Genomic DNA, 23811 nt, shown 5'->3' on the forward strand with positions numbered 1-23811 from the left:
TATGAAGGAATTCTGATAAACAAATCTTAAAGGAGGGAAAAAATGAAAAACAGCTTTCCTAAAACTAAAGAAGAAGTTTTAAAGTATATCAAAGACAATGACATTTATTTTGTGGAGATTTGGTTTGCAGATGTATTGGGATATCTTAAAAGTTTCACTATAACAGCCCACGAACTTGAGAAAGCCTTTGAAGAAGGATTGGGATTTGATGGCTCATCTGTTAGAGGATATACGAGAATTGATGAAAGTGATATGATTGCTTTTCCAGAACCAGAAACTTTTACCATTCTTCCCTGGAGACAAAAAGAGATAAAAGTAGCAAGAATGTTTGCCACAATAGTAGAACCAAATGGAAAACTCTTTGACGGAGATCCAAGAAATGTACTTAAAAAGATGCTAAAGAAAGCAAAAGATATGGGATTTACTTACTATGTTGGTCCTGAATTAGAATTTTTCTATTTCAAATCTCCAAACCCACCCCTTGAGGTATTAGATTGGGGAGGTTATTTTGATTTAATACCAAGGGATGAAGCTATAGACTTAAGAAATCAAACCGTTAAAATACTTGAAGAAATGGGTATTACAGTTGAATATAATCATCATGAAGTAGCTCCCTCTCAACATGAAATTGATTTTAGATATTCCGATGCTCTCACAATGGCAGATACAGTTATGACCGCAAGATTAGCAATAAAGGAAGTAGCCTATCTAAATGGAGTATACGCAACATTTATGCCCAAACCTCTTTTTGGACAAAATGGCTCAGGTATGCATGTTCACATGAGCTTATTTAAAGATGGAAAAAATGCCTTTTTTGAGCATAACGATCCATACCATTTATCCCCAATTGCCAAACATTTTATTGCTGGTCTTTTAAAACATGCAAAAGAAATTACATTAATCACCAACCAATGGGTGAATTCTTATAAAAGGTTAGTACCTGGTTATGAAGCACCAGTTTATATATCTTGGGCTATGAGAAATAGGTCTGATCTTATTAGAGTACCCATGTATAAACCTGGAAAGGAAGAAGCTACAAGAATTGAATATAGAGCTCCTGATCCAGCTTGTAATCCTTATCTCGCCTTTGCTGTAATGTTAGCCGCAGGACTTGAAGGAATAGAAAAGAAATATCCTCTTCCAGATCCTGTAGAAGAGAATGTTTATCATATGACAGAAGAGGAAAGAAGAAAAAGAGGAATAGAGAGTCTTCCTGGAAGCTTGATTGAAGCCATAGAAATAACTGAAAAAAGTGAGCTAGTAAGAAAAACATTGGGGGATCATGTATTTACAAACTTTATAGAGAATAAGAAGATTGAATGGGATAATTACAGAAGACAAGTGACTACCTACGAGTTAGAAACCTATCTACCAATACTATAAAAAAGGAGGGAGAATTCTCCCTCCTTTTAATATGCGTATAATCATGCTTCATGAAGCACTCCTTCCTTTACTATAGAGTAGGCTATAACCATATACCCTCCTAAATAGATTATCCTATTTATTTTAAAAAGTTCATAGGAACTAAGTATATATGAAAATATCAAATTAGCAACCGAAAGAAGAGCAATACTTAAAGTTAAAAGGTAATAATTTTTAGCGATCTCTCCACCCCAGAAATTAGTAGTAATAGTTAGAAAGAGAATCATAAAAACAACAAGTAGCATATAGTCTCCTATTAAAAACAATATATTAATAATTTTATCTTCGAGAAGCATGGTGCTATTAAGTAGAGTAGGTAATATACCTACCTGCAAAATCAAGATAAAGAGGAGAATCGCATTAATTACAAGAAGAAAATTCTCGTTAAAGCTCAATCTTACCCTTAAAGAACTGCTTAGGAATATAATAAAAAGTAAAAGGGCAACAAAATTTAGTATAAATGACAAAAGCTTTAACATTTGAGCATTTTCAAATTTAAAAATTATATCGAGAAAATCACTTAAAAGATAGATAAAAAAACCTAAAAGGATAAAAAGCCAACCAAACCACAATTTCTGTTTCCTATCAATCTTAAAGAAGAATAATAAAGCCACAACAAAAGCTAAAAATTCCACAAAAAGATAAACCATATTATAAATATTTTCAGGAATATTAATGTTAAATAAGGGAATAGTTGAAAAGAGAATAACAAGAAGAAGCCCTATAAAGAACAAAATCTCTACCAGTCTCACTTTGTCTTTCATATCACCCTCCTACCCTCTCAAGATTTTCAGGATTCAAATATGAAAATACTTGAGACATCTCTGGACTACTTTTTATACTTTCATAAAACTCTCTATAAACATCTATGTATTTTTGATCTGACATTTTCTTTCCCCAAAGTTTTGAAACCTCTGAATTTATTTTTTTTATCAATATTACAAAATTGCTAACTAATTCATACCAGCTCACATTGAGGTTATTACTTAGTAAGAATTCACCATTGTTTATATTTAAAATATCTTTCCACAATCCCTCATTTTCATTATATATCTTCTCTATAATTTTCCTTATCTTTTCAGGATAAATTCCAATTCCCGTATAGGCTCTGACCAAATAATTTAGAAAAGAAGTAAGAATTTCAGCTATAAATTCTGTATTTCTCTCAATCTCACCAAATCTTAAAGAGGGAAGTTTTAAATTTTTAAAATCTTTTAGAGAAACAATGTGAAGCATCAAAAATCCTGATTTACTATTTAAATAATTTATGAGATTTATCTTATCCTCATCTTGACGCATCTTACCATCTTTCTCTGAATAATATCCTAAATATCTCCCATCATAAAAGAGAAAGTGAAGTTTTTCAGTATTAAAATCTAAAAAGATATGCCCTATCTGCTCCCTTTCCATAAGTTTTTCTATCATACCCATAGAATCAAATATCTTAGCATCACCACTTAAAACAGGATTAATAAATAATCTAATAAGTAAACTTTTTATAATTTCATCTTCAAGAACATATAAAGATATTGAGGAAACCCTCATCATAGCATCAGTAACAAAAGTCTCAATAGCTTCATCATCTTGAACCAAAATTGTACTATCAGTATAGGTAAATGCCTTTCGAGGATCACCATCTGTAATAAGTATTTGAGTAGTAATATCTCCAACTTTTCCCTCTAATACCCCATTAAAATTTTCCATATGAATCCACGCTACAAGTTCTTTTACATTAATTAGTGCTGAAGGCGTATCCTCGTATATAGGCTTTCCTTTTGGAAATTTCATTTTTATGCCCCCCTAAATTAAGAATTTTAGTGTTTATTTAATCTTTAATTTATTTTACCACAGAATAAGATGTGTAATATAATATTTAATCATGAAACTCACAGATCTTTTTTTTATATTCTTAAAAATTGGATGGTTGACCTTAGGCGGTGGATATGTAATGATCCCCCTATTCTTAGAGGAGATTGTTAAGAGAAGAAATTATATGGATGAAGAAGAATTTATAAAAACCCTTACCCTAGCTCAACTTTTTCCAGGTCCTATAGCCTTTAATCTTGCTGTTTCTGTAGGATATAAATTAGGAAAAATAAAAGGAGCTATCATATCTGCGTTAGCTGTAGTTATACCATCCTTTGTATCTATTCTTGTCATAGCTATCTTCTTTTTAAATTTTCAAAAATTAAAAATAGTACAAGGATTCTTTTATGGTTTAAGACCTGCCATTGCCTCTGCTATGGTTCTTGCAGTATTTGAAATTTTCAAAAAAAGAAAGTGGAATACTCTACGCTTTCTTTCTTTTCTTTTTCTATCATTAATTTTGATTGTATTTAAAATCAATCCTATTTATATAATCATTCCATCTCTTATAGTAATAATCTTATGGGTATACTTCAAGAATTAGCAAAAGTCTTTTTTAAAATAGGTCTTTTTGGTTTTGGGGGTGGATATGCTATCATTGCCCTAATAAGGCATTTAGTTGTAGAAGAGACAAAATGGCTTACTAACCTTCAATTCATAGATGTGGTTGCTATATCTCAAGTAACGCCAGGTCCTCTTGCCCTAAATGCAGCAACTTTTATAGGTTATAAAATGGGGGGAATATTGGGTAGCTTAGTGGCAACTTTTAGCTCTGTGTTAGCACCCTTTATCTTAGTGTATCTGGCATCTTATTTTGTCCATAATATTGGAAAAGAAAAAGTAGATCTGTATCTTTCTCTCCTCTCACCTCTCACTTTTGCCCTTATTATGTCTGGGACTTACAGTATATTAAAAGACTCTATATCTGATCCTTTTAGCATACTTCTATTTTTTATCTCATTATTTTTAGGGTATAAGGCAAAATGGAGTTTAACAAGAATCTTGCTTGTTTCTGGAATTATAGGTGAAATCTTATATTTATTCTTTAAATAGATTTATTGTATAGTACGTAAAAATATGGTAGAATTTAATCAAAATATAGCTTATTTTTTAATAATTATGAAAAAATTGGAGGGCATATAAGATGACAACCAACCTTTTAGAAGATTTTTTAAAATCTCTTTCAATCAGTGTATATCCTTCCTCTTTAAGAAGAATTAATGAAAGTTTTTATATTTTTGTAGCAAAAACAAACAAGGAAAAAAGGGTTGGTTTTTTGACAGATTCTAATTCTTTCTACCTACAAGATCCTTATTTTCCTGAGAATAAAAAGATAGAAGAACTTAACCTTTATGTAAATCTATATCCATTGAATTTTGACAATTACAAAAAAATTAATAATTTTATAAAAATATCTCCTTCCATATGTAAAAGAAAAACTTCCTTTGGTACTGGAGATAGATTAGGATTAGTAACCTCAGCTCAAATTTCTGCCCTAAAAGAATATAATCTTTTCCCTATAGTTGCCCAACAATCCCCGAGAGAACTTATCAAAACCCATAGAGATTTTAAAGATGTACTGCTTAAAAGTGTATTAGGAATTTTGGAAGCAAATTATCAAGGAGAATATGGGGCAGACGCAGATCACATAAAAGATGAAAAATATCTTTTAGAAGCAATAGATGCTGGATACACTATGTATACCTTAGATATAAGTGATCTGATACAAAAAATATCCTCCCTTTCTCAAAAAGAATTAAAAGAAAAATTTGAAAAGATATCAGGTACCTCAAAAAAGATAATTGAAAAATATGCTGGCAGAAAAGTAAAGATCTCTGAAGACCAATACTTCGAACTTTCTTATGATGAACTTTGCAAATCTGCTATTATTTACGAAAATGCTATGCCCTTTATAGAAATGGTTTATGATATCCTAAGAAGTAAACTAACTGAATTTGATATAGAGATTTCCATTGATGAAGGAGAAAGGGATACCACTCCAGAAGATCATGTATTTGTGGTTGAATACCTACATCAAAAGGGAATTGACTTTAAGAGTCTTGCTCCTAAATTTCCAGGTGAATTTCAAAAAGGAATTGATTATCAAGGCAATATAAAAGAGTTTGAAGAATCTCTTATAAAACATTATACATTAGCTAAAAACTTGGAAGGATATAGATTAAGTCTACATTCAGGAAGCGATAAATTCAGTATTTATAAGATCTTTTATAAAATTACTCAGGAAAATTTCCATATCAAGACATCAGGTACCAGTTGGCTTGAGGCAGTTAAAGTAATAGCCAAATTTGAGCCAGATTTATTCTTAGAGCTATATAACATTGCTCTTGAAAGTTTAGAAGAAAGCAAAAAAGCTTATAAAGTAAATATTAAGAAGGAAGATTTTCCAAAGGAAATAAAAGAAGATCTATTAGCTTTTCTTTCCAAAAAAGAAGTAAGACAACTTTTCCATATATCATATGGAACTCTCTTGGAGGAGAAGAGGGAAGAGATATATTCCATATTAGATAAATATGAGGAAGATCATTATAAATTTGTATATGAAAATATAAAAAGACATCTTCAGGAACTTTTTGAGGAGGGAAAAAATGTATAAAATAGCCATCGTTAATTCAAGTAGTTTTGGTAAATATTTTCCTGAACATATAGAAAGACTCAAAAAGATAGGTAACATAGAAAGATTCACCCTTCCTGGCGATATGCATGGTAAGGAATTGGCAGAAAAACTTATGGGATTTAATATTATTATAGCAAGTGTGACCCCATTTTATGATAGAGAATTCTTTGAATATAAAGATGAAACCCTACTTATAACGCGCCATGGTATAGGTTATAACAACATTGATATAAAAACTGCTACAGAGAAGGGAGTAATCGTAACTAAAGTACCAGGAGTAGTAGAAAGAGAAGCTGTAGCAGAAACAGCTATTGCCTTATTAATGGCGGTAATGAGGAAAATAAGAGAAGCATCTCTAAAAGCAAGAGAAGGTAAATGGGAAGAAAGGGCCAACTTTATAGGTTGGGAAATTAAAGATAAGACTGTAGGAATTATAGGATATGGAAATATTGGAAGTAGGGTAGGAGAAATCCTTAAAAATGGTTTTAATGCAAAAGTAATAGCTTATGACCCCAATATCCCAGATGAGAAATTAAAACAAATGTGGGTAGAGCCAGTATCCCTTGAAGAATTATTAAGTAGATCAGATATTATCTCTCTTAATGCCTCTTTAAATGAAAAAAGTAGGTATATGATATCAGAGAAAGAATTTAATATGATGAAAAATGGAGTAATTATAGTAAATACAGCAAGAGGAGAATTAATGGATGAAGAAGCATTGATTAAAGCTATAAAATCAGGAAAAGTTGCAGGAGTAGGCTTGGATGTAATGAAGGATGAACCACCAGATCCTCAAAATCCTCTCTTACATATGGATAATGTGGTAGTAACACCCCATATTGCTGCATATACTTATGAGTGCTTAAAAGGCATGGGAGACAAAGTAGTTTTAGATGTAGAAAAAATAGTCAATAAAGAAATCCCTGATGAAATCATAAATAAAGATGTATTGGAGAAATTGCCATGGAGAAAGATTTAGTTTTAGCAGTAGATTTAGGAACTACAAATATAAAAAGTGGAATTATTGATAAGGAAGGTAGAATTTTAGCCCTTATACAAAAAGAATTACCTTTAGAAAAGGATGCTTTAGGAAAAGCAGAGCATAATCCAGAGACCATATTTAATATATTTGTAGAAGTAGTGAGAGAAATAGTAAAAGGTTTTGAAGAAAGAATTAGTATCTTAATAACCTCTTCCTATATGTTTGGTCTTCTACCACTTAATAAAAACAAAAAGCCTCTCACAGGAATAATAACTCTCCTTGATACCCGATCCAGAGAAATTTTTGATGAACTTTTAAGAGAGGTAGATTTTAAGGAGATATATAAAAGGACTGGTTGTCCCCCTCTTCTTTATTATCCCTTTGTAAGAATATATTGGTTAAAAAAGAAACATAGGGAAATTTTTGATTCTGCTAAATATTATTTAGGTTCTAAATCATTTCTCATATATAAACTCTTAGGAGAAGCCTATACAGAACCAAGTATAGATTCCTCAACTCAGCTTCTAAATATTCATACCCTAAACTGGGATCCTTATGTCTTAGATTTTTTAGGTATAAAAGAGGAAAACCTTCCCACTGTAGTTCCAGGAGATAAAATATTAGGTAAACTCCCCAAAGAGACCTTAGATCTTCTTGGTCTAAAAGGAGATGTACTTTTAGGAGTAGGACTTTATGATGGTGGTGCTGTAGGTACAGGGATAGGCGCATTAGCAGGAGATGGAATAGGAATAATAAATATTGGTACTACCGCCATGTTTAGAGTACCATATCCTAAGGCTATCTTTGATAACCCAGAAAAAATGAGAATACAAGTACCTTATTTCTTTGATAATAAGTGGTTTCCAGGTGGAGGAATAAACAATGCAGGAATTATTCTAAAATGGTTTAGAGACAATATGTTTAATATGAGTTATGAGGAGCAAACTAATATGACAAAAGATGTTGATTCTGATGACCTCTTCTTCCTTCCTTATCTTACAGGAGAAAGAAATCCAGACATAGGAAGCATAGCCTCAGGTGTTTTATTTGGACTTCGTCCCCATCACAATAAAGCCCATGTAATAAAGGCAGGTATGGAAGGAGTATCCTATATTATAAGGATGCTATATGAAACCTTAAAAGAATTAGGAATAGAGATAAAAGAAGTAAGGGCTGGTGGGGGTGGAGCAAGATCAGATACCTGGATGCAAACTCTTTCAAATATAATGGGTATGGATGTAGCTGTAGCAGATACCGATGAACCTGCTCTTTTAGGTTCAGCTATCTTAGGTTTCAAAATAATAGGAGAATATCCTTCATATAGATCAGCTACTGAAAAAATGGTAAGAATCAAAAAGATTTATAAACCAGAGGAAGAAAAGGTTGAATATTATAAGAAAAGATTTGACTTTTTTGTATATCTTACCAAAAATTTAAAAGAAGCTTTTTCAATCCATACTCAATTAAAAAAGGGAGGTTCTTAAAATGAAAAGTTTTGTGGGGCTTATAGGGCTTGCTGTAATGGGACAAAACCTTGCTTTAAACATAGCAAGAAAAGGATATACTGTGGCTGTTTATAACAGAACACTTGATAAAACAGAGGAATTTATAAAAAACAGAGTAAAAGATGAAAAAATTTCTCCATATTATGACATAAAAAGTTTTGTAGAAGGAATAGAAAAACCAAGGAAAATAATTCTTATGGTAAAGGCAGGAAAACCAGTAGACGATGTTATAAATGAACTTCTTCCTTATTTAGAACCAGGAGATCTTATTATAGATGGAGGTAACTCTCATTATAAAGATACTTCAAGAAGACTCCAAGAATTAAGAGGAAAAAATATTCTATTTTTAGGTATGGGGGTTTCAGGGGGAGAGTATGGAGCTTTATATGGTCCCTCTTTAATGCCTGGTGGGACAAAAGAAGCCTATAGTTTAGTAGAGGAAATGCTTCTCAAAATAGCAGCAAAAACTGAAGATGGTCCATGCTGTACATATGTAGGACATGATTCAGCAGGTCATTTTGTAAAAATGGTCCATAATGGAATTGAATATGCAATTATGCAGATCATTTCTGAAGTTTACGATATTATGAGAAAAGGATTAAAGATGACATCAGAAGAAATAGGTGTCCTTTTTGAGGAATGGAATAAAGGAGAACTTAACTCATTTCTTATGGAAATCTCCTATAAGATTATGAGATACAAAGATCCAGAAACAGGAAGACCTTTGGTTGAGCTTATACTGGACAAAGCTGAGCAAAAAGGTACTGGAAAATGGACAGCTCAAACTGCTTTAGATTTAGGTATACCAACCCCCACCTTAAATCTTGCTGTAGAAGGAAGAATCATCTCTCATTTTAAAGAAGTTAGAGTAAAACTATCTCAAATAGCCTATAAAGAGATGGAGAATATAGATTTAAATAAAACAGAGGTTATAAAAGATTTAGAAAAAACCTTACTTCTTGGAGTATTTATATCCTTCTCTCAAGGTCTTTGGCTAATTGACGAAGCCTCAAAAACCTTTGGGTACGAAATAGATCTATCTGAGGTGCTTAGAATATGGAAGGGTGGCTGTATAATTAGAGCAAAGATCTTAAATTTCTTAAGGGAAATAATAAAAGAAAATCCTGCTAATGCTAATCTATTACTATCTCCTTTGGCCATAGATTTTATAAAAGATAAAATTTCCTCAGTAAAAAGAATATCTCAAATTGGAAGATCTCTATCTATTCCTCTTCTTGCCATAAATTCTACTCTTGACTACTATTATGCTTTATCTTCTGAGAATCTTCCTGCCAACCTTATTCAAGCTCAAAGAGATTTCTTTGGAGCCCATACCTATGAACGAACAGATAAAGAAGGCATTTTCCATACTGAATGGGAAAAATTAGAATAGGAGGTGAATAAAATGGGTTATGTGGAAGAGCTTTTCAATATAAAAGATAAAGTAGCCTTTTTCACAGGTGGGGGAGGTATATTAGCCTCTGCCATATCTGAGGGTTTAGGAAAAGCAGGAGCTAAAATTATACTTACAGATATCAATGAACAAGCTCTTATGAATCAGGTAGAGAAATTAAGAAGTATGGGGATTACTGCAGAAGGATACATAATGAATGCCTTAGATAAAAAGAATGTGGAGGAAGTAGCCCAAAAAGTAAAAAGCACCTTTGGAAGAGTAGATATTCTTCTTAATGCTGCAGGAGGAAATATACCAGAAGCAGTTACATCTGATAAGGTAACTTTTTGGGATCTTCCAGTAGAATCAATACAAAAAGTTGTAAACATAAACCTATTTGCAGGAGCTATAATTCCAAGTCAAGTCTTTGGTAAGATGATGTTAGAAAATCCAGATGGTGGAGTAATTATAAACTTTGCTTCCATGTCCTCTTTTAGACCTCTTACAAGGGTAGTAGGATATTCAGCTGCAAAAGCAGCAGTTGCAAACTTTACTCAGTGGCTTGCAGTATATGTAGCAAAAGAATTTTCTCCTAAGATCAGAGTCAATGCTATTGCCCCAGGTTTCCTTATCACAAATCAAAACAGATATTTACTTCTAAATGAAGATGGATCTTTAACTCCCCGTGGAAAAGCAGTAATAGATCATACACCAATGGGAAGATTTGGAGAGCCTGAAGAACTAATTGGCACAATTATTTGGCTTGCTTCTCCAGCCAGTTCCTTTGTAACAGGTGCAATAATCCCAATTGATGGTGGATTTAATGCTTTTTCAGGCGTATAAAAAAGAGAGGAGCAAAGGCGCTCCTCTCTTTACATTAAATATATAGGGTTTGTAAAGGCAAGAAGTTTATTTCCCTGCCAAAATTCTAAATACACGTAACCTTTATCTTCAAATCTTATTTGAAAAGCTCCTTTCTTTGTTTTAGGTATTTTAATAAATTCTTCTCCGTTGTATATAATCTTTACATCAGCTTCCTCTTCACAAGAGTATTTCAAAAAAATATCATCATCTATTCTTAAAGTCTCACCTATATTTTTATCATTCATATAGAATTCTACTTTAGGTCCAGAAGTAACATATACTTTACCTTCCCTTACACTCCTTATAATATTTTCAAGGGTAAGACTATCTACATAAACATAATTTACAGGGGTATCATCTCTTATATCTTCTATTTTATGCATATCAGAACTTCCAATAGCCGTAACTTTACATCCCTCTTTTAAAATCCTTCTCCATTCTTTTATTCCCTCAGTAATTTCAAATTTTCTAAGACCAAAGGTACCTGTCCATACCTCCATGGCATCCACGTAATCATAATCTATAGATATTTCACATCTACAACCAGGACATATGGGATAAGATAGAGTAAAAGGATGGGCAATACAGAAGATTCCCTCTTGATAATGTACCTTCTCAGCTAATCTTCTTATCCCCACATCAGGATTTACAAGATCCCAAGAGATATAATCACAGATTCCAAGACCTAAAAAATGTCCCCAAAAAGTAGTAAACTCTATACCTCCAAATATAGGGTATCCTTCATCCTCTATAGTGTGATATCCTGAAATTTTATTATGATCAGTTAAAAAAATAAAATCCAATCCTCTTTTAATGCTAAATTTAACAAGCTCTTCTATAGAAAGGGCACCATCACTATGGTTAGAATGAAGATGAAAATCCCCTTTTACCCAACCTTCTTTACTTTCCCATTCACGCAAAACAGAAGTATAAGGAAGAATAGGATCAGCTATTTTTGTATTATTCTCCCTATTCAAAAAGACCACTACATTTAATATACATCTTTTTAAAATCTGCTTTACTTCTAATATTAATTTCCACTCTCCTGGGGGAATCTCACCTGTAACACAACCAAGAGTACTTTCCTCTACTCCTATCTTAATCGGAATACCTTTCGTAAATCTATTATCACCTGTACCTCTAAATTTCCCCTCTGAATCAATAATCCTCAAATTAACTATGTTCTTTAAAGGAGAAAACTCTCTCCATATTTTCTCTAAAATCTGATTATTCTTTACATCTAATGGTTCAAATCCTTGTGATACATACTTCTTAAGAGCATCAATAATGGGCCTTTTAGATTCCTCATAGGATATACTTTCTGGTTCTAAAATTCCTTTTATTACAATCTCTTTTATTCCATCAGGGATTTCTATGTCTATAGGGATAAGCTTCTTAGAGTCTTCAGGATAAAGCTCTATATTAAAATGAAATTCATTACTCATATCCTCATATATCCCCCTTTATGAATGGTATTATACCTTAAATATTTTTATGTTAAAATACTTTATATTGAGAGATGGGAGGTAACTAATGAGTAATAAAGAGGTGAGTTATTTTAAAATTTTTCTTCTTGGTTTTGGATTCCTATCCATTTCTCTCCTATGGGCTATTTATAACTCTGACATTCCCATCATACTTCAGAAAACCTATAAGCTTTCAAGCTTTGTTGTAGGATGGATAATGAATCTTGATAATATCCTTGCTATCTTACTTATACCATTAATAGGGGCATTATCCGATAGAACCGTTACTAAAATTGGTAAAAGGATGCCATATATTATAAGCTCTCTTCCATTAGGAGCTATATTATTTGCCCTAATTCCTTGGATTCCTCTTGTATGGGGAATAAATACTGCTTCCTTGCTTCTGACCATTCTTGTAATTTTCTTAATGAATATTGCACAAGGAATAGGAAGAGGTCCTGTAATATCTTTAATGCCTGATCTGGTACCTCCTGAGGAAAGATCTCCTGCCAATGGGATTATAAATTTTATGGGGGGATTAGGAGCTCTTATCGCTTATTTTTTTGTTGGAAGAATATCCGCTGAAAATCGCCCCTTAGGCTTCCTTATCGTTGGAATTATACAGATTATAGCTGTTTTAATCTTACTTATCTTTGTAAAAGAGCATAAAGATTCCATAGTTTTAAAATCTTCAGAAAAGGTCTCCTGGAATGAATCCTTTAAAAACCTTCTAAATATAAGGGATAAAAATCTTATATTTTTACTAATAGCTATTTTATTCTGGTTCATAAGTTTTAATGCAATAGAAACCTTCTATTCTGTGTATATGGCATTAGAATCTGGTCTTGACCCATCTGTAGGAGAAACCCTTGCCAAAACAAATTTGGGAATTTTATCCTTATCCTTTATGATATTTTCTATTCCATCAGGTTTCATTGGCAAAAAGATTGGTAGAAAAAAGGCTATTCTTTTGGGGATATTGGGCATGATTGTAACCTTAATGGGACTTATTATTTTGAAAAACATAAATATAATAAGATATCTCTTTATAATTGGAGGAATATCTTGGGCATTAATAAATATAAACTCTCTACCTATGGTTTTAGATTTTGCTTCTTTACAATTTCAAGGTACCTATACCGGTTTTTATTATTTTTCTTCCCAACTTGCCAGTATTATTTCTCCCCCATTAGCTGGCTTTTTAGCCGATATATTTAAAACGCGATTTATCATATTTCCTTTTTCTGCCTTTTTTGCCATACTTGCCCTAATCTCGATTTTAGAAGTAAAGGAGAAAAAAGCAGATGTTAATTTTAGGACATAGGGGCTGTGCATATTATCCAGAAAATACTATGAGGGCTTTTGAGGAAGCATTAAAAATAGCAGACGGTATAGAACTTGATGTACAAAAAACAGAAGATGGAATTCTTGTAATCTCTCATGACGAAAATCTTAAAAGACTTACAGGAATAGATCTAAACATAAGAAGAACAAGCTTTGAAAATATAAAAAGGATAAATATTCAAGGGGAAAAGATACCAACCCTATCAGAGGTCTTAGATCTTGTTAAAAGTAAAAATAAATTTGTAGATATAGAAGTAAAAAACCCTGAGGATTTTATAGATACATACAAAATGGTTAAGAATTTTTCCTTAGAAAATTATGTGATATCTTCTTTTTGGCACAAGGGACTTTATGCTTTAAAGCTTCAAGAAAGTGCAAAAATAGGACTTCTTTATGTCCATGAACCAAGACCTGAAGAATTAGAAAAGTATTTCCAAATTGCAGATTTTTTAAAACCAAATTATAACTATGTAACAGATGATTACAGGAATTACTTTAAGGTTACCATACCTTGGACTGTAAATGATGAAGAAAAAGCAAAATATTTTAAAAAACGAGACACCTTCGCTATCATAACAGATTTTCCTAACAGAATTTTAGAAGGTATTAAAGGAGGGAAAGAAATGGTATTTAACAGTCCATATTTATCCTATTTTCTTCAAATGATTGATAAGGATACTGTTAAAAAAGGAAACAAATTAATAAGTTTTGAAGCAGTTAACTATATTATTCCCCTACATATAGAGGAACTAAGTATAGAAGGTGGAAATATAAAGATAAATAAAGAAATACCTTTTGTATGGAATATAGGAGAAAGGGTCAATTTTGAGATAGAAGCAATAGAAGAAAATCCAAAGATAAAGATTCGGGTAAGAGAAGTAGGCGAAGTAATATTTACCTTGAAAGATATAAGAAATTTCTTAGTATAGATTATTTATCTACTCTCCCTTTTAATAGATACCATATATAGAGATCCAACTCTCCTGAGACTTTATTGAGTAAAAAGGAGAGCTCTTTAAATTCCATTTCTATTTCTTCGTACCTTTTTTCTGTCCAAGCTTTTGGAATCTCCCTGATTATTCCTTCATTAAAAAGAAATCTCAAAATGTGTTTGTCAAGAATTGCCACATCCAATTTGCCAATATTTCTTAAAAAATGGCTTGCTTCCTTCCAACCTATCCCTTTTGCCTCTTTTACCAAAATCCTTCTTGCTTCTTTCTCAGGTAGATTAAAAAGATCTCTTAAGCTTCCAATAAGCTTACGATTTTCCACAATATACCGAGCTCTCATTAAAGGATACCTATGACCTACTTCTTTTAACTTCTCTGCTAACTCATTTTCTGAAAGTCTTGCAAAGTTTAATTTTCCTATATAATTTTGGGCCTTTATACCTCCTTGAGCAGACCAATTGGCAGTAAGTACACAAAAGGAAAGCTCTGAAAAAAGATCAAGCTCAGTTCCATATTTTCCTAAATTTTCAAATTCCTTTATTCTTTTCTCAACAAGAGGATAAGCCTCTTCTTCTATACTTTTTATCTTTTCTACTGCTGATCTATACTTCCACATCTATAAATTCCTTAAATCCTATCTCCTTAAGATCTATTTTACAAGTAAAGGCGAAAAATATTCCTCCTCTTTCCTTTAAAAGTCTCGCTGATAGAAAGAAATCCATATCAAGATCTTTATTTGGTTTTACTAACTTAGCATCTTCCCTTTGTACCACAAACACTACCCATTTTTCAAAAATCCAATCTGCCATATATTCTAAATGTCTTGTCCCCCTTAAAGTTGGTGCATCTGGAAAAAATCCTATATGATTTTTTACTAATGTAACTGATTTTACTTCTACAAGTATTTTATTATTTACTAGAAAATCATATCTTTTGCCATGGAACGTAAATTCTTTTCTTAAATCTTTGACCTTTACAGGAAATCTATATAGATTTTCTTCAAATATACGATTGGCTAAGGATGCATTTAAAGAAACAAGATTTCCGTTCTCTACCCCAAGAACAGCCTCAAAAGATGTTTTTCTTTTTTCTCCTTCTTTCTTAGATATATAAACCACAGATGAAGGATAAATTATATTTTCCAATCTCCCAGGATTTGGAAGATATGAAAGTACCTCTTTTCCATCATACTTTATAAATAATCTGAATCTTTTTTCTCTTCTTATAACTTCCGCTGATTCTAAAAGAGGAAGTCTCATAGAATGAATTATAACATAAAAGGGAGAAAGGAATATATTTCCTTTCTCCCAAAATAAAATTAGGTTATTACTTATTATTTATGTTTACTTCAAAAGATCCACTATCTTTTTGCCCTGATAGGTTAAAAGGTCCAATTTCTTGAGGGCCAATCTTTTCACATTATCAGGTAGAGGTACATATAAGAGTTCTTCAGCATATTTGTCTCCCTTTTCATATGCCCATCTAATAAATTTTACAAGAGCCTTTCCTTTTTCTAAATCTTTCTGTTCCTTAGGGATCAATAAGAAAGTGTAACCTGTAATAGGATAGCTATTTCTTCCAGGAGCATCTACTATATATACTGCAAAATCATCTGGTACCTTAAAGAAAGCTGCTGAACTCTTTATAGTCTCAAAAGTTGCATCTACCACATTACCAAATTTATTTCTTATTTTTGCATAAGGAAGATTATTTTGCTTTGCATAAGCAAGCTCTACATATCCAATAGCACCTATAGTATTTTTAACAATTCCTGCCACTCCCTCATTACCTTTTCCACCTATTCCTACTGGCCAGTTAACAGATGTACCCGCTCCTACTTTTTCCTTCCACTCTGAACTTACAGTAGAAAGAAAGTTGGTAAAAATAGCAGTTGTACCACTACCATCAGATCTTCTTGCTACAATAATAGGCATATTGGGAAGATTTAAATCTTTATTTACTGCTCTTATTTTGGGATCATTCCAGTTCTTTACTTTTCCAAGATAAATATCTGCTATAAGATCTCTTGTGAGTACTAAGTTATTTATATTAGGTAAATTATAGATCATCACAACAGCACCTATAACAGTAGGTATCATTATTAAACCATTTTCTCCCTGATCTTTTCCAGGAAGAGGTGCATCTGTTGCCCCAAAATCTACTGTTCTTGCCTTTATTTGCTGAATACCTGCCCCACTTCCTACAGATTGATAATTTATTTTAATGCCTGTTTCTTTCTCAAACTCATAAAACCAACGAGAATAAAGAGGATAGGGAAAAGTTGCTCCCGCACCGTTTATAAGAATACTTTGACCTAAGGATATAGAAGAAAGAAGAAGTAAAAACACTAAAATGAGAACCTTTCTCATGAATTTCCCTCCCTTTTAAGAATTAATATTCCTAAAAGAAATCTAATTTTTTAACTATTATCACCTCCCTTTCCAATTATTTCCATTATAGATTCTATTTTTTATAATTTAAAGTCCATTTAATCTTCAGTTAAATTTGTATAAAAAAAGGTTAAGTAATTGTTAAAGATAATTTGTGCTATAATAAATAAAAATTTTTAGAAAGGAGCGTGCAAAATGCCAGAATTTGGTACACCATTTTCAGTATTAGGCTTAGAAAGAAAAATTACAAAGGAAGAACTTATCAGAGCTATAAGATTATTCATTGCTGCAGAGTATGAAGCTATCCAATTATACGAGGAAATTGCAGAGGCTACTGATGATCCACTTGCTAAAAAGGTCCTTTATGATATAGCCAATGAAGAAAAAGTTCATGCTGGTGAATTCTTAAGACTTTTGAAAGAATTACATAAAGAGGAAGAAGACTTCTACAAAAAAGGCGAAGAAGAAGTGGAAGAGATGATAAAAGAGGAAAAAGAGTAAAAAATGTTTCACGTGAAACACTTTTGAGGGGATAGAATGGGTAAGATCATATCTGTTGCTAATCAAAAGGGAGGAGTAGGTAAAACTACTACAGTTATAAATTTGGGATATGCATTAGGAGAAATGGGTAAAAAAGTACTTATTGTGGATGGAGATCCTCAGGGAAATGCTACTAGTGGAATCTCTCCATTAAAAAATAAAAAACCAAATCTTTATTCAGCCCTTATAGGAGAGGTACCTATAGAAAAAGTTATATATCCTTTAAGAGATGGAAAAAATCCTATAAGAGAAAAGCTATTTCTAATACCTTCTAACATAGATCTGGCAGGGGCAGAGGTTGAACTGGTTTCAATGTTATTTAGAGAATTAAAATTAAAAGATTTGTTGAAAAAAATCTCCGATAATTTTGATTTTATTATTATAGATTCACCCCCCTCTCTTGGCCTTCTTACTGTTAATGCATTAGTTGCTTCAGATTTTGTATTAATACCCCTTCAATGTGAGTATTATGCTTTAGAAGGAATATCCCAACTTTTGAAGACTATAAATATAATCAAGAAAAATTTAAATCAAGATTTAGACATATTAGGTGTAGTACTTACCATGTACGCAAGAACTACCCTTGCTCAGCAGGTAGTAGAAGAAGCCTATAATTATTTTAAAGACAAAGTGTTCAAGACCCTTATACCAAGGAATGTCCGTTTAAGTGAAGCACCAAGTTATTCCCTTTCCATATTTGAATACGCCCCCGATTCTACAGGGGCAGAAGCCTATAAAGAATTTGCCAAAGAGGTGGTAGAACGTGTCTCTTAAAAAGAAGGGTTTAGGAAGAGGATTAGAAGCACTTCTTGGTGAAAATGAAAGGGAAGGAATAGAATTTGTTCCCATAGATAAAATTATTCCAAATCCAAAACAACCAAGAGAGACCCTTAACCCTGAGACATTACAAGAACTAATAGACTCAATAAAAAATGTGGGACTTTTACAGCCTATTCTTGTAAGACCAAAAAATGATTTATATGAAATCATAGCTGGTGAGAGAAGATACCATGCTGCAAAAGTAGCAGGTTTAAAGGAAATACCTGTAATCATAAAAGATATCGATGACCAAACAGCATGGGACATAGCCCTTACAGAAAATCTTCAAAGAGAAGATCTAAATCCTATTGAAAAAGCAAAAGCCTTCCAATACTATATAGAAACCTTTAATGTGACCCAAGAAGAATTAGCAGAGAGATTATCAATTAGTAGATCTGAGGTAGCAAACTTTCTCAGGCTTTTACAGCTTCCTCCAGAAATCCAAGAAGAGGTAAGAAGGGGAAATCTTACCTATGGCCATGCAAGAACACTTCTTGGAGTAGATGACCCCTACATTCAAAAACTTCTTGCCCAAAAGGTTATAAAAGAAAAGCTTTCAGTAAGAGAAACAGAAGATTTGGTAAAAAAGAAAAAAGTAAAGGAAAATATAGATCTTCCAGAAATAAGATCCATAGAAGAAAAACTACAAAGGCACTTAGGTACTAAGGTAAAGATACAACCTAAATCCCCTAATAAGGGTAAAATTACTATAGAGTATAAAAGTATGGAGGAGTTAGAAAATATTATTAAATTATTTCTGGACTAAATTATGAAAAAACTAAATGGAAAGATTCTTGAAAATTTAATACTTGATACATTAAAGGAGTTTGTAATTCTTTTGGATAAAAATTTAAAGATTCTTTTTGCCAATTCTTCGGCAGCAGAATCCCTACAACTTCAAAAAGAAGATATGATAAATAAATATTGTTATGAATTATGGCATCAAAGAAAAGAACCATGCATTAATTGTCCAGTAATAAGAGCAATGAAGAAAAAAGAACCCGATGAAGGAGAAGTGGTAACCCCCGATGGAAGATACTGGTATATAAAAGGGTATCCTGTAATAAATGAAGAAAATCAAGATATAGTAGGTGTTGTAGAGATAGTACAAGAAATAACAGAGAAAAAGAGAATGGAAAAAGAAATTCAATATTTAACATTCCATGATAAACTTACAGGTCTTTACAATAGAGCCTTTTTTGAAGAAGAATTAAAAAGATTAGATACAAAAAGACAGCTTCCTATAAGCATTGTAATAGGAGATTTAAACGGTCTAAAATTAGTAAATGATGCCTTCGGACATGAAAAGGGAGATGAACTTTTAATAAGTATCGCGGATGTTTTAAGAAAATCGTGTAGAAAAGAGGATATTATTGCCCGATGGGGCGGAGATGAATTTGTAATAATCTTTCCTAAGACACCTAAAGAAATAGCAGAGAAAATCTGTGATAGAATAAAGCAAAACTGTGAAGAACATAATAAAAACAATAATCAAACCCCTATACCTTTAAGCATCGCTTTAGGATATGCCACAAAGGAAATAGAGGATGAAAAAATAGATGAAATATTAAAGATAGCAGAAGATAGAATGTATAGAAATAAATTAATAGAAGGAAAGGGATTTAGAGATACGGTGCTTCAAACCTTAAAGGAATTGCTTTGGTCAAACTCTTACGAAAGCAAGGTGCATGAGGAAAGAATAAAGGAACTTGCCATAAGGATGTCTGATATACTGTATCTTTCTGATATAGAAAGAGAAGATTTAATACTTCTTTCTTATTTTCATGATATAGGAGAAATTACCATACCCCCTGAAATTTTAAAAAAGTATACATCCCTTACTAAGGAAGAATTTAAAAAAATAAAAACCCATCCAGAGGTAGGATACAGAATAGCAGAAGCATCTTATGAATTAACCAAAATTGCAGACTACATTCTTACTCATCATGAGTGGTGGAATGGTAAAGGATATCCAAGGGGATTAAAAAGAGAAGAAATTCCCCTTGTATCAAGGATCTTTTCAATAATTGATGCCTATGAAGTAATGACCTCAGGAAGACCATATAAGAAAGCAAAGACAAAAGAAGAGGCAATAGAAGAGCTAAAAAAATGTGCAGGATCTCAATTTGATCCAAATTTAGTAGAAGTATTTTTAACAATTATATAAACCATGGAACTTAAAGGGATAATTTGGGATTGGGATGGTACATTAGTAGACTCTTATACAGCTTGTATTGTAACCACTAAAAAGATCTTTTCTCATTTTGGTATAGAGGTAAAAGAAGAAGAATATAGAAAAAACTTTTCTCCAAATTGGTATGAAATATATGAAAATCACGGTTTACCAAAAGAATATTGGGAAAAAGTAGATGAGCTTTGGAAAAAATATTTTGACTATTCTCTAGTTAAGTGGAGAGAGAAGGCAGAAGAATTACTTTATTTCTTAAAAGGTTTTGGCCTTAAATTAGGAGTGGTAACTGCAAGTACAAGAAAAGATATTGAATCGGAAACTCCCTATTTACATCCCGAAAGATTTATAGACGAATGGATTTTTTGGGAAGATTCAGAAAAACCCAAACCAGATCCTATGCCTTTAAAAAAGATTTTACTAAAGATGAAATTATCTCCCTATGAGATTATATATATAGGAGATGCCCCTCAAGATATTTTAATGGGAAAAAGACTAAAGGTAGTAACTATTGGAGTTTATTCTTCATTTGTCTCCCCAGAAAGATTAGAAGAGGCATCTCCTAATTTCATTTTTAAAGATCTAAATGACATCTTTCATTTTTTTAAGGATTTACTTCTCTAATAATTTCTCTAAATTCTCCTTAATACTCTTTATAAAAGTTTCCGTATCTACATATTTATCAACAGGCGGTACTGCAAGAGGTTGAAGATCCTTTGTCATTATTCCACCTTCAATAGTCATAATCACCGACTTTTCAAGCTTATCAGCAAATTCTATAACATCCCTATCTCCATCTAATTCTCCTCTTTTTCTTATACCTCCGGTCCAAGCAAAGATGGAAGCAGTAGGATTAGTAGATGTCTTATTACCTTTCAAATACTCGTAATAATGCCTTCTTACAGTTCCATGAGCAGCTTCATACTCATATTCTCCGGATGGAGATACTAAAACTGATGTCATTAAACCAAGACTTCCAAACCCTGCAGCAATCATATCAGACATCACATCCCCCTCATAGTTCATACAAGCCCACAAAATTCCACCCTCACTTTTTATTATCTGGGCTACTGCATCATCAATAAGAAAATATCTATAACTTATACCACTATTCTCAAAGTCTTTCTTTCTTTTTTCTACCTCATCTCTAAATATTTCCTTAAAAAACCCATGATAAATTTTTGATATAGTATCTTTTGCTGAAAACCATAAATCAACTTTTTCGCTTAAAGCATAGTTTATACACGATTTCGCAAAACTTCTAATAGACTTCTCTGTATTATGAATAACCATAAATACACCTTTACCATCAAAATTATGAACCGAGAAATTCTTGTTTTCAGAATTTTTTAAACTTACTTCCAAAGAAACATTACCTTCCACTTTGTATTCAAAGGCATTATAGATATCTCCATATGCATGTCTTCCAATAATAATAGGCTTTTTCCATGTTCTAACAAAAGGTGGAATATTTTTTACAATAATAGGTTTCCTAAAAACAGTACCATCTAAATATGCCCTTATTGTTGCATTTGGACTTTTCCAAGCTCTTTTTAGATTATACTCTTTTACTCTTTCATCATCAGGAGTAATAGTGGCGCATTTTACCCCTACCTTATATTCTTTTATAGCCTTAGCGGATTCCAAAGTTACCATATCATCAGTCCTATCTCGATTTTCAATTCCTAAATCAAAATAGATTATAGGTATATCAAGATAAGGAAATATAAGCTCTTCTTTTATCCATTTCCACATAACTCTTGCCATTTCATCTCCATCAAGTTCTACAATTGGATTTTTTACTTTTATCACTTTATCATTCCTCCTTAAAAATAATATCTTGAAGGATTATAATAATATAAATAATACAAGAGGAAAGGGAAAGGGAGCAAGTACATGTGGTGGTTTAAAAAACCCTATCTTATTCTTATATATGAAATCACATTTATCTCTCCCTTGACACCTGAGAAGAAAATAGAGATAGAAAATCAAAAAAATTATATTTATAGAATTTTGGAAGAAGAATTTAAAAAAGCAAATTGCGAGGTTATTATTTGGGATAAAGATAAATATCATCAACCAATAAATTCCACTTATGCAGTAATAATTAATCCAGTTTATCTTAGCCTAAATGAAAAAGTAGAAAATGTACTCAAAAATAATACAGAGGATATAAACCTTTTAAGAGAGGAACTCCCAGAGGTAGAACCCTTAGCTGTAAAAATTGGCAAAAAAATTTGTGAAAATCTACAAATTTATCCAGAGCTTCACCCCAATTTTATAAATATGATATTCATGGAAGATAATATAGACATTCATCATATTAAATCCTCCACAAAGGTGCTTTTTATAAGATTCCTTATGGCAAAATTAGGAGCCTTTAAAAATATAATAGTTCCGATAAAAGAAAATAAAATAAAAGATAACAAAATTATCTTAGGAACCTTAGAAGGAGGACATCCATCCCTTTCTTTAAATGAAATTGCCAAAAGACTTATGGTTTTTGGTTCATGTAAAGAGGTGGGTGGTTGGAAAGAAATAGAAAATATAGAAATTCCAAAAGAAGTATGGCAAAAATCAATAGTTTTAAATAGTGTGATTGAACTTGGAAAATTCTTAGGAGAAAAAGGATTACTTTCTTCTCCTGTAGAGATAAAAAATCTAATAAAAGACGAAAAATTATATAAATTTATTACTAGATTAATCAATTACTCAAGACAGGCTGAAGGAGCTTTCATGGCTTATGAGCCTGATATATATAATGGTGTTTTTGCAGTAACATGTTCAGGAAAATATGGCACTATAAAGAGTAATCTTACCTCTAAGGACATAGCTTTTGTCATTCCTATAGAAGAAAGAAGAATTGGAGTAATAAAAAAGGAAGGCGAAGAAACCTTAGGACCCTCTGTAGAAGCAGAAGAATTTGTTATACCATTATGGGAACATGATAAAAAGATAAAAATTAAAAAGGTAGAAAATGGTTATTCATATGATGAAAAAGGGAAATATATGCCTCCTATAAGAGGAATTGTTCATCTTCATAGAGGATATAAAATTCATTCTTTTAATGATGAATTCATAGAAGTACCAGTAGATATAGAAAATTATCCACCAGTTGGATGTGGAGTAGATCTTATGCAAGAAATGAGCAGATATGCCATTAATAAAGCAGTAGAAATATGGGAAAATAAGGATAGAAAGCCTTGTCTAGCCTTTTTCAATGTACCTAATCATGGTACTAATATATTTATATTTTGGAAGGATATAAATGGTATTATTCCTAAAAATCCTTTTTATTTCCTTATAAAGTATATTTCAGAAAATAAAATAAATTTCATAGAAGTACCCCAACTCTAACTTTAGTATTTTTCTTACAATTTTTGTTAAAATTTTTTAATAATTTCAAAATGAAATTACCCCCTTTACAAGATTGTTTCTATATGATAT

General features: G+C 31.9%; 23 protein-coding genes. 16 read left to right on the forward strand and 7 right to left on the reverse strand.

The features are described 5' to 3' along the window. Positions 1-42: 42 nt before the first annotated feature. Positions 43-1383, forward strand: a complete 1341-nt coding sequence (locus tag ACY3JM_RS01000) for a glutamine synthetase family protein (protein ID WP_463082943.1) — start codon at positions 43-45, stop codon at positions 1381-1383. Between the two features lie 41 nt (positions 1384-1424). On the opposite strand, the gene ACY3JM_RS01005 is transcribed toward ACY3JM_RS01000, so the two are convergent. Then, positions 1425-2186, reverse strand: coding sequence for a hypothetical protein (locus ACY3JM_RS01005; RefSeq protein WP_463082944.1), 762 nt, complete (start codon positions 2184-2186; stop codon positions 1425-1427). A 1-nt stretch (position 2187) separates the two neighbouring features. Beyond that, entirely contained in the window at positions 2188-3210 is a 1023-nt protein-coding gene (locus tag ACY3JM_RS01010; RefSeq protein WP_463082945.1) for a hypothetical protein, read from the reverse strand. Positions 3211-3301: 91 nt separating this feature from the next. Between ACY3JM_RS01010 and ACY3JM_RS01015 the strand changes: the two genes are divergently transcribed. The 7 genes from ACY3JM_RS01015 to ACY3JM_RS01045 all read left to right on the forward strand — a co-directional run bounded on the left by ACY3JM_RS01015 (position 3302) and on the right by ACY3JM_RS01045 (position 10646). Further along, entirely contained in the window at positions 3302-3832 is a 531-nt protein-coding gene (locus ACY3JM_RS01015) for a chromate transporter (protein WP_463082946.1), read from the forward strand. Continuing rightward, positions 3811-4341, forward strand: coding sequence for a chromate transporter (locus ACY3JM_RS01020; protein ID WP_463082947.1), 531 nt, complete (start codon positions 3811-3813; stop codon positions 4339-4341). Before ACY3JM_RS01015 ends, ACY3JM_RS01020 begins: the two co-directional genes overlap by 22 nt. Positions 4342-4432: 91 nt before the next feature. Beyond that, complete coding sequence (locus ACY3JM_RS01025; RefSeq protein WP_463111474.1) at positions 4433-5902, forward strand: tagaturonate epimerase family protein; 1470 nt, start codon at positions 4433-4435, stop codon at positions 5900-5902. After that, entirely contained in the window at positions 5895-6902 is a 1008-nt protein-coding gene (locus ACY3JM_RS01030; RefSeq protein WP_463111475.1) for a D-isomer specific 2-hydroxyacid dehydrogenase family protein, read from the forward strand. The genes ACY3JM_RS01025 and ACY3JM_RS01030 overlap by 8 nt, the downstream gene beginning before the upstream one ends. After that, complete coding sequence (locus ACY3JM_RS01035; protein WP_463082950.1) at positions 6887-8389, forward strand: gluconokinase; 1503 nt, start codon at positions 6887-6889, stop codon at positions 8387-8389. The genes ACY3JM_RS01030 and ACY3JM_RS01035 overlap by 16 nt, the downstream gene beginning before the upstream one ends. Before the next feature lies 1 nt (position 8390). After that, complete coding sequence (gene gndA, locus ACY3JM_RS01040) at positions 8391-9803, forward strand: NADP-dependent phosphogluconate dehydrogenase (RefSeq protein ID WP_463082951.1); 1413 nt, start codon at positions 8391-8393, stop codon at positions 9801-9803. Positions 9804-9815: 12 nt separating this feature from the next. Further along, positions 9816-10646, forward strand: a complete 831-nt coding sequence (locus tag ACY3JM_RS01045; RefSeq protein ID WP_463082952.1) for an SDR family oxidoreductase — start codon at positions 9816-9818, stop codon at positions 10644-10646. 29 nt (positions 10647-10675) lie between these two features. On the opposite strand, the gene ACY3JM_RS01050 is transcribed toward ACY3JM_RS01045, so the two are convergent. Beyond that, positions 10676-12112 (reverse strand): CehA/McbA family metallohydrolase, encoded by a 1437-nt coding sequence (locus ACY3JM_RS01050; RefSeq protein ID WP_463111476.1) that lies wholly within the window; start codon positions 12110-12112, stop codon positions 10676-10678. Positions 12113-12200: 88 nt separating this feature from the next. On the opposite strand from ACY3JM_RS01050, the gene ACY3JM_RS01055 reads away from it, so the two are divergent. Both ACY3JM_RS01055 and ACY3JM_RS01060 read left to right on the forward strand, forming a co-directional pair. Then, positions 12201-13457 (forward strand): MFS transporter, encoded by a 1257-nt coding sequence (locus ACY3JM_RS01055; RefSeq protein ID WP_463111477.1) that lies wholly within the window; start codon positions 12201-12203, stop codon positions 13455-13457. Further along, positions 13438-14406 (forward strand): glycerophosphodiester phosphodiesterase, encoded by a 969-nt coding sequence (locus ACY3JM_RS01060; protein WP_463111478.1) that lies wholly within the window; start codon positions 13438-13440, stop codon positions 14404-14406. The genes ACY3JM_RS01055 and ACY3JM_RS01060 overlap by 20 nt, the downstream gene beginning before the upstream one ends. A gap of 1 nt (position 14407) precedes the next feature. On the opposite strand, the gene ACY3JM_RS01065 is transcribed toward ACY3JM_RS01060, so the two are convergent. From ACY3JM_RS01065 to pstS, 3 genes are all read right to left on the reverse strand, one after another. Next, the gene (locus ACY3JM_RS01065) at positions 14408-15043 is read right to left on the reverse strand and encodes an N-glycosylase/DNA lyase (RefSeq protein WP_463082956.1); all 636 of its coding nucleotides are present in this window, start codon (positions 15041-15043) and stop codon (positions 14408-14410) included. After that, positions 15030-15686, reverse strand: coding sequence for a DNA/RNA nuclease SfsA (locus ACY3JM_RS01070; protein WP_463082957.1), 657 nt, complete (start codon positions 15684-15686; stop codon positions 15030-15032). The genes ACY3JM_RS01065 and ACY3JM_RS01070 overlap by 14 nt, the downstream gene beginning before the upstream one ends. An 84-nt stretch (positions 15687-15770) precedes the next feature. Beyond that, complete coding sequence (gene pstS / locus ACY3JM_RS01075) at positions 15771-16796, reverse strand: phosphate ABC transporter substrate-binding protein PstS (RefSeq protein ID WP_463111479.1); 1026 nt, start codon at positions 16794-16796, stop codon at positions 15771-15773. A gap of 216 nt (positions 16797-17012) precedes the next feature. Here pstS and ACY3JM_RS01080 point away from each other — a divergent pair, with 216 nt between their 5' ends. Genes ACY3JM_RS01080 through ACY3JM_RS01100 form a run of 5 tightly spaced genes read left to right on the forward strand, consistent with a single transcriptional unit; the run spans position 17013 to position 20988 of the window. Further along, positions 17013-17318 carry a ferritin family protein gene (locus tag ACY3JM_RS01080; RefSeq protein ID WP_463082959.1) on the forward strand — a complete coding sequence of 102 codons (306 nt, stop codon included), beginning with the start codon at positions 17013-17015 and terminating at the stop codon, positions 17316-17318. Between the two features lie 36 nt (positions 17319-17354). After that, positions 17355-18131 (forward strand): ParA family protein, encoded by a 777-nt coding sequence (locus tag ACY3JM_RS01085; protein ID WP_463082960.1) that lies wholly within the window; start codon positions 17355-17357, stop codon positions 18129-18131. Then, positions 18121-18942, forward strand: a complete 822-nt coding sequence (locus ACY3JM_RS01090; RefSeq protein WP_463111480.1) for a ParB/RepB/Spo0J family partition protein — start codon at positions 18121-18123, stop codon at positions 18940-18942. Before ACY3JM_RS01085 ends, ACY3JM_RS01090 begins: the two co-directional genes overlap by 11 nt. A 3-nt stretch (positions 18943-18945) precedes the next feature. Next, positions 18946-20343 (forward strand): HD-GYP domain-containing protein, encoded by a 1398-nt coding sequence (locus ACY3JM_RS01095; protein ID WP_463111481.1) that lies wholly within the window; start codon positions 18946-18948, stop codon positions 20341-20343. Positions 20344-20346: 3 nt separating this feature from the next. Beyond that, a complete protein-coding gene (locus ACY3JM_RS01100) occupies positions 20347-20988 on the forward strand; it encodes an HAD family hydrolase (protein WP_463082963.1) in 642 nt (213 codons plus the stop codon). Here ACY3JM_RS01100 and ACY3JM_RS01105 read toward each other — a convergent pair. Continuing rightward, complete coding sequence (locus ACY3JM_RS01105) at positions 20977-22131, reverse strand: NADP-dependent isocitrate dehydrogenase (protein WP_463083655.1); 1155 nt, start codon at positions 22129-22131, stop codon at positions 20977-20979. The two genes, ACY3JM_RS01100 and ACY3JM_RS01105, sit on opposite strands and share 12 nt — an antisense overlap. Positions 22132-22260: 129 nt before the next feature. On the opposite strand from ACY3JM_RS01105, the gene ACY3JM_RS01110 reads away from it, so the two are divergent. Next, positions 22261-23721 carry a hypothetical protein gene (locus ACY3JM_RS01110; RefSeq protein WP_463111482.1) on the forward strand — a complete coding sequence of 487 codons (1461 nt, stop codon included), beginning with the start codon at positions 22261-22263 and terminating at the stop codon, positions 23719-23721. Positions 23722-23811: the final 90 nt, after the last annotated feature.

The organism is Dictyoglomus sp. SSW, assembly GCF_055181335.1.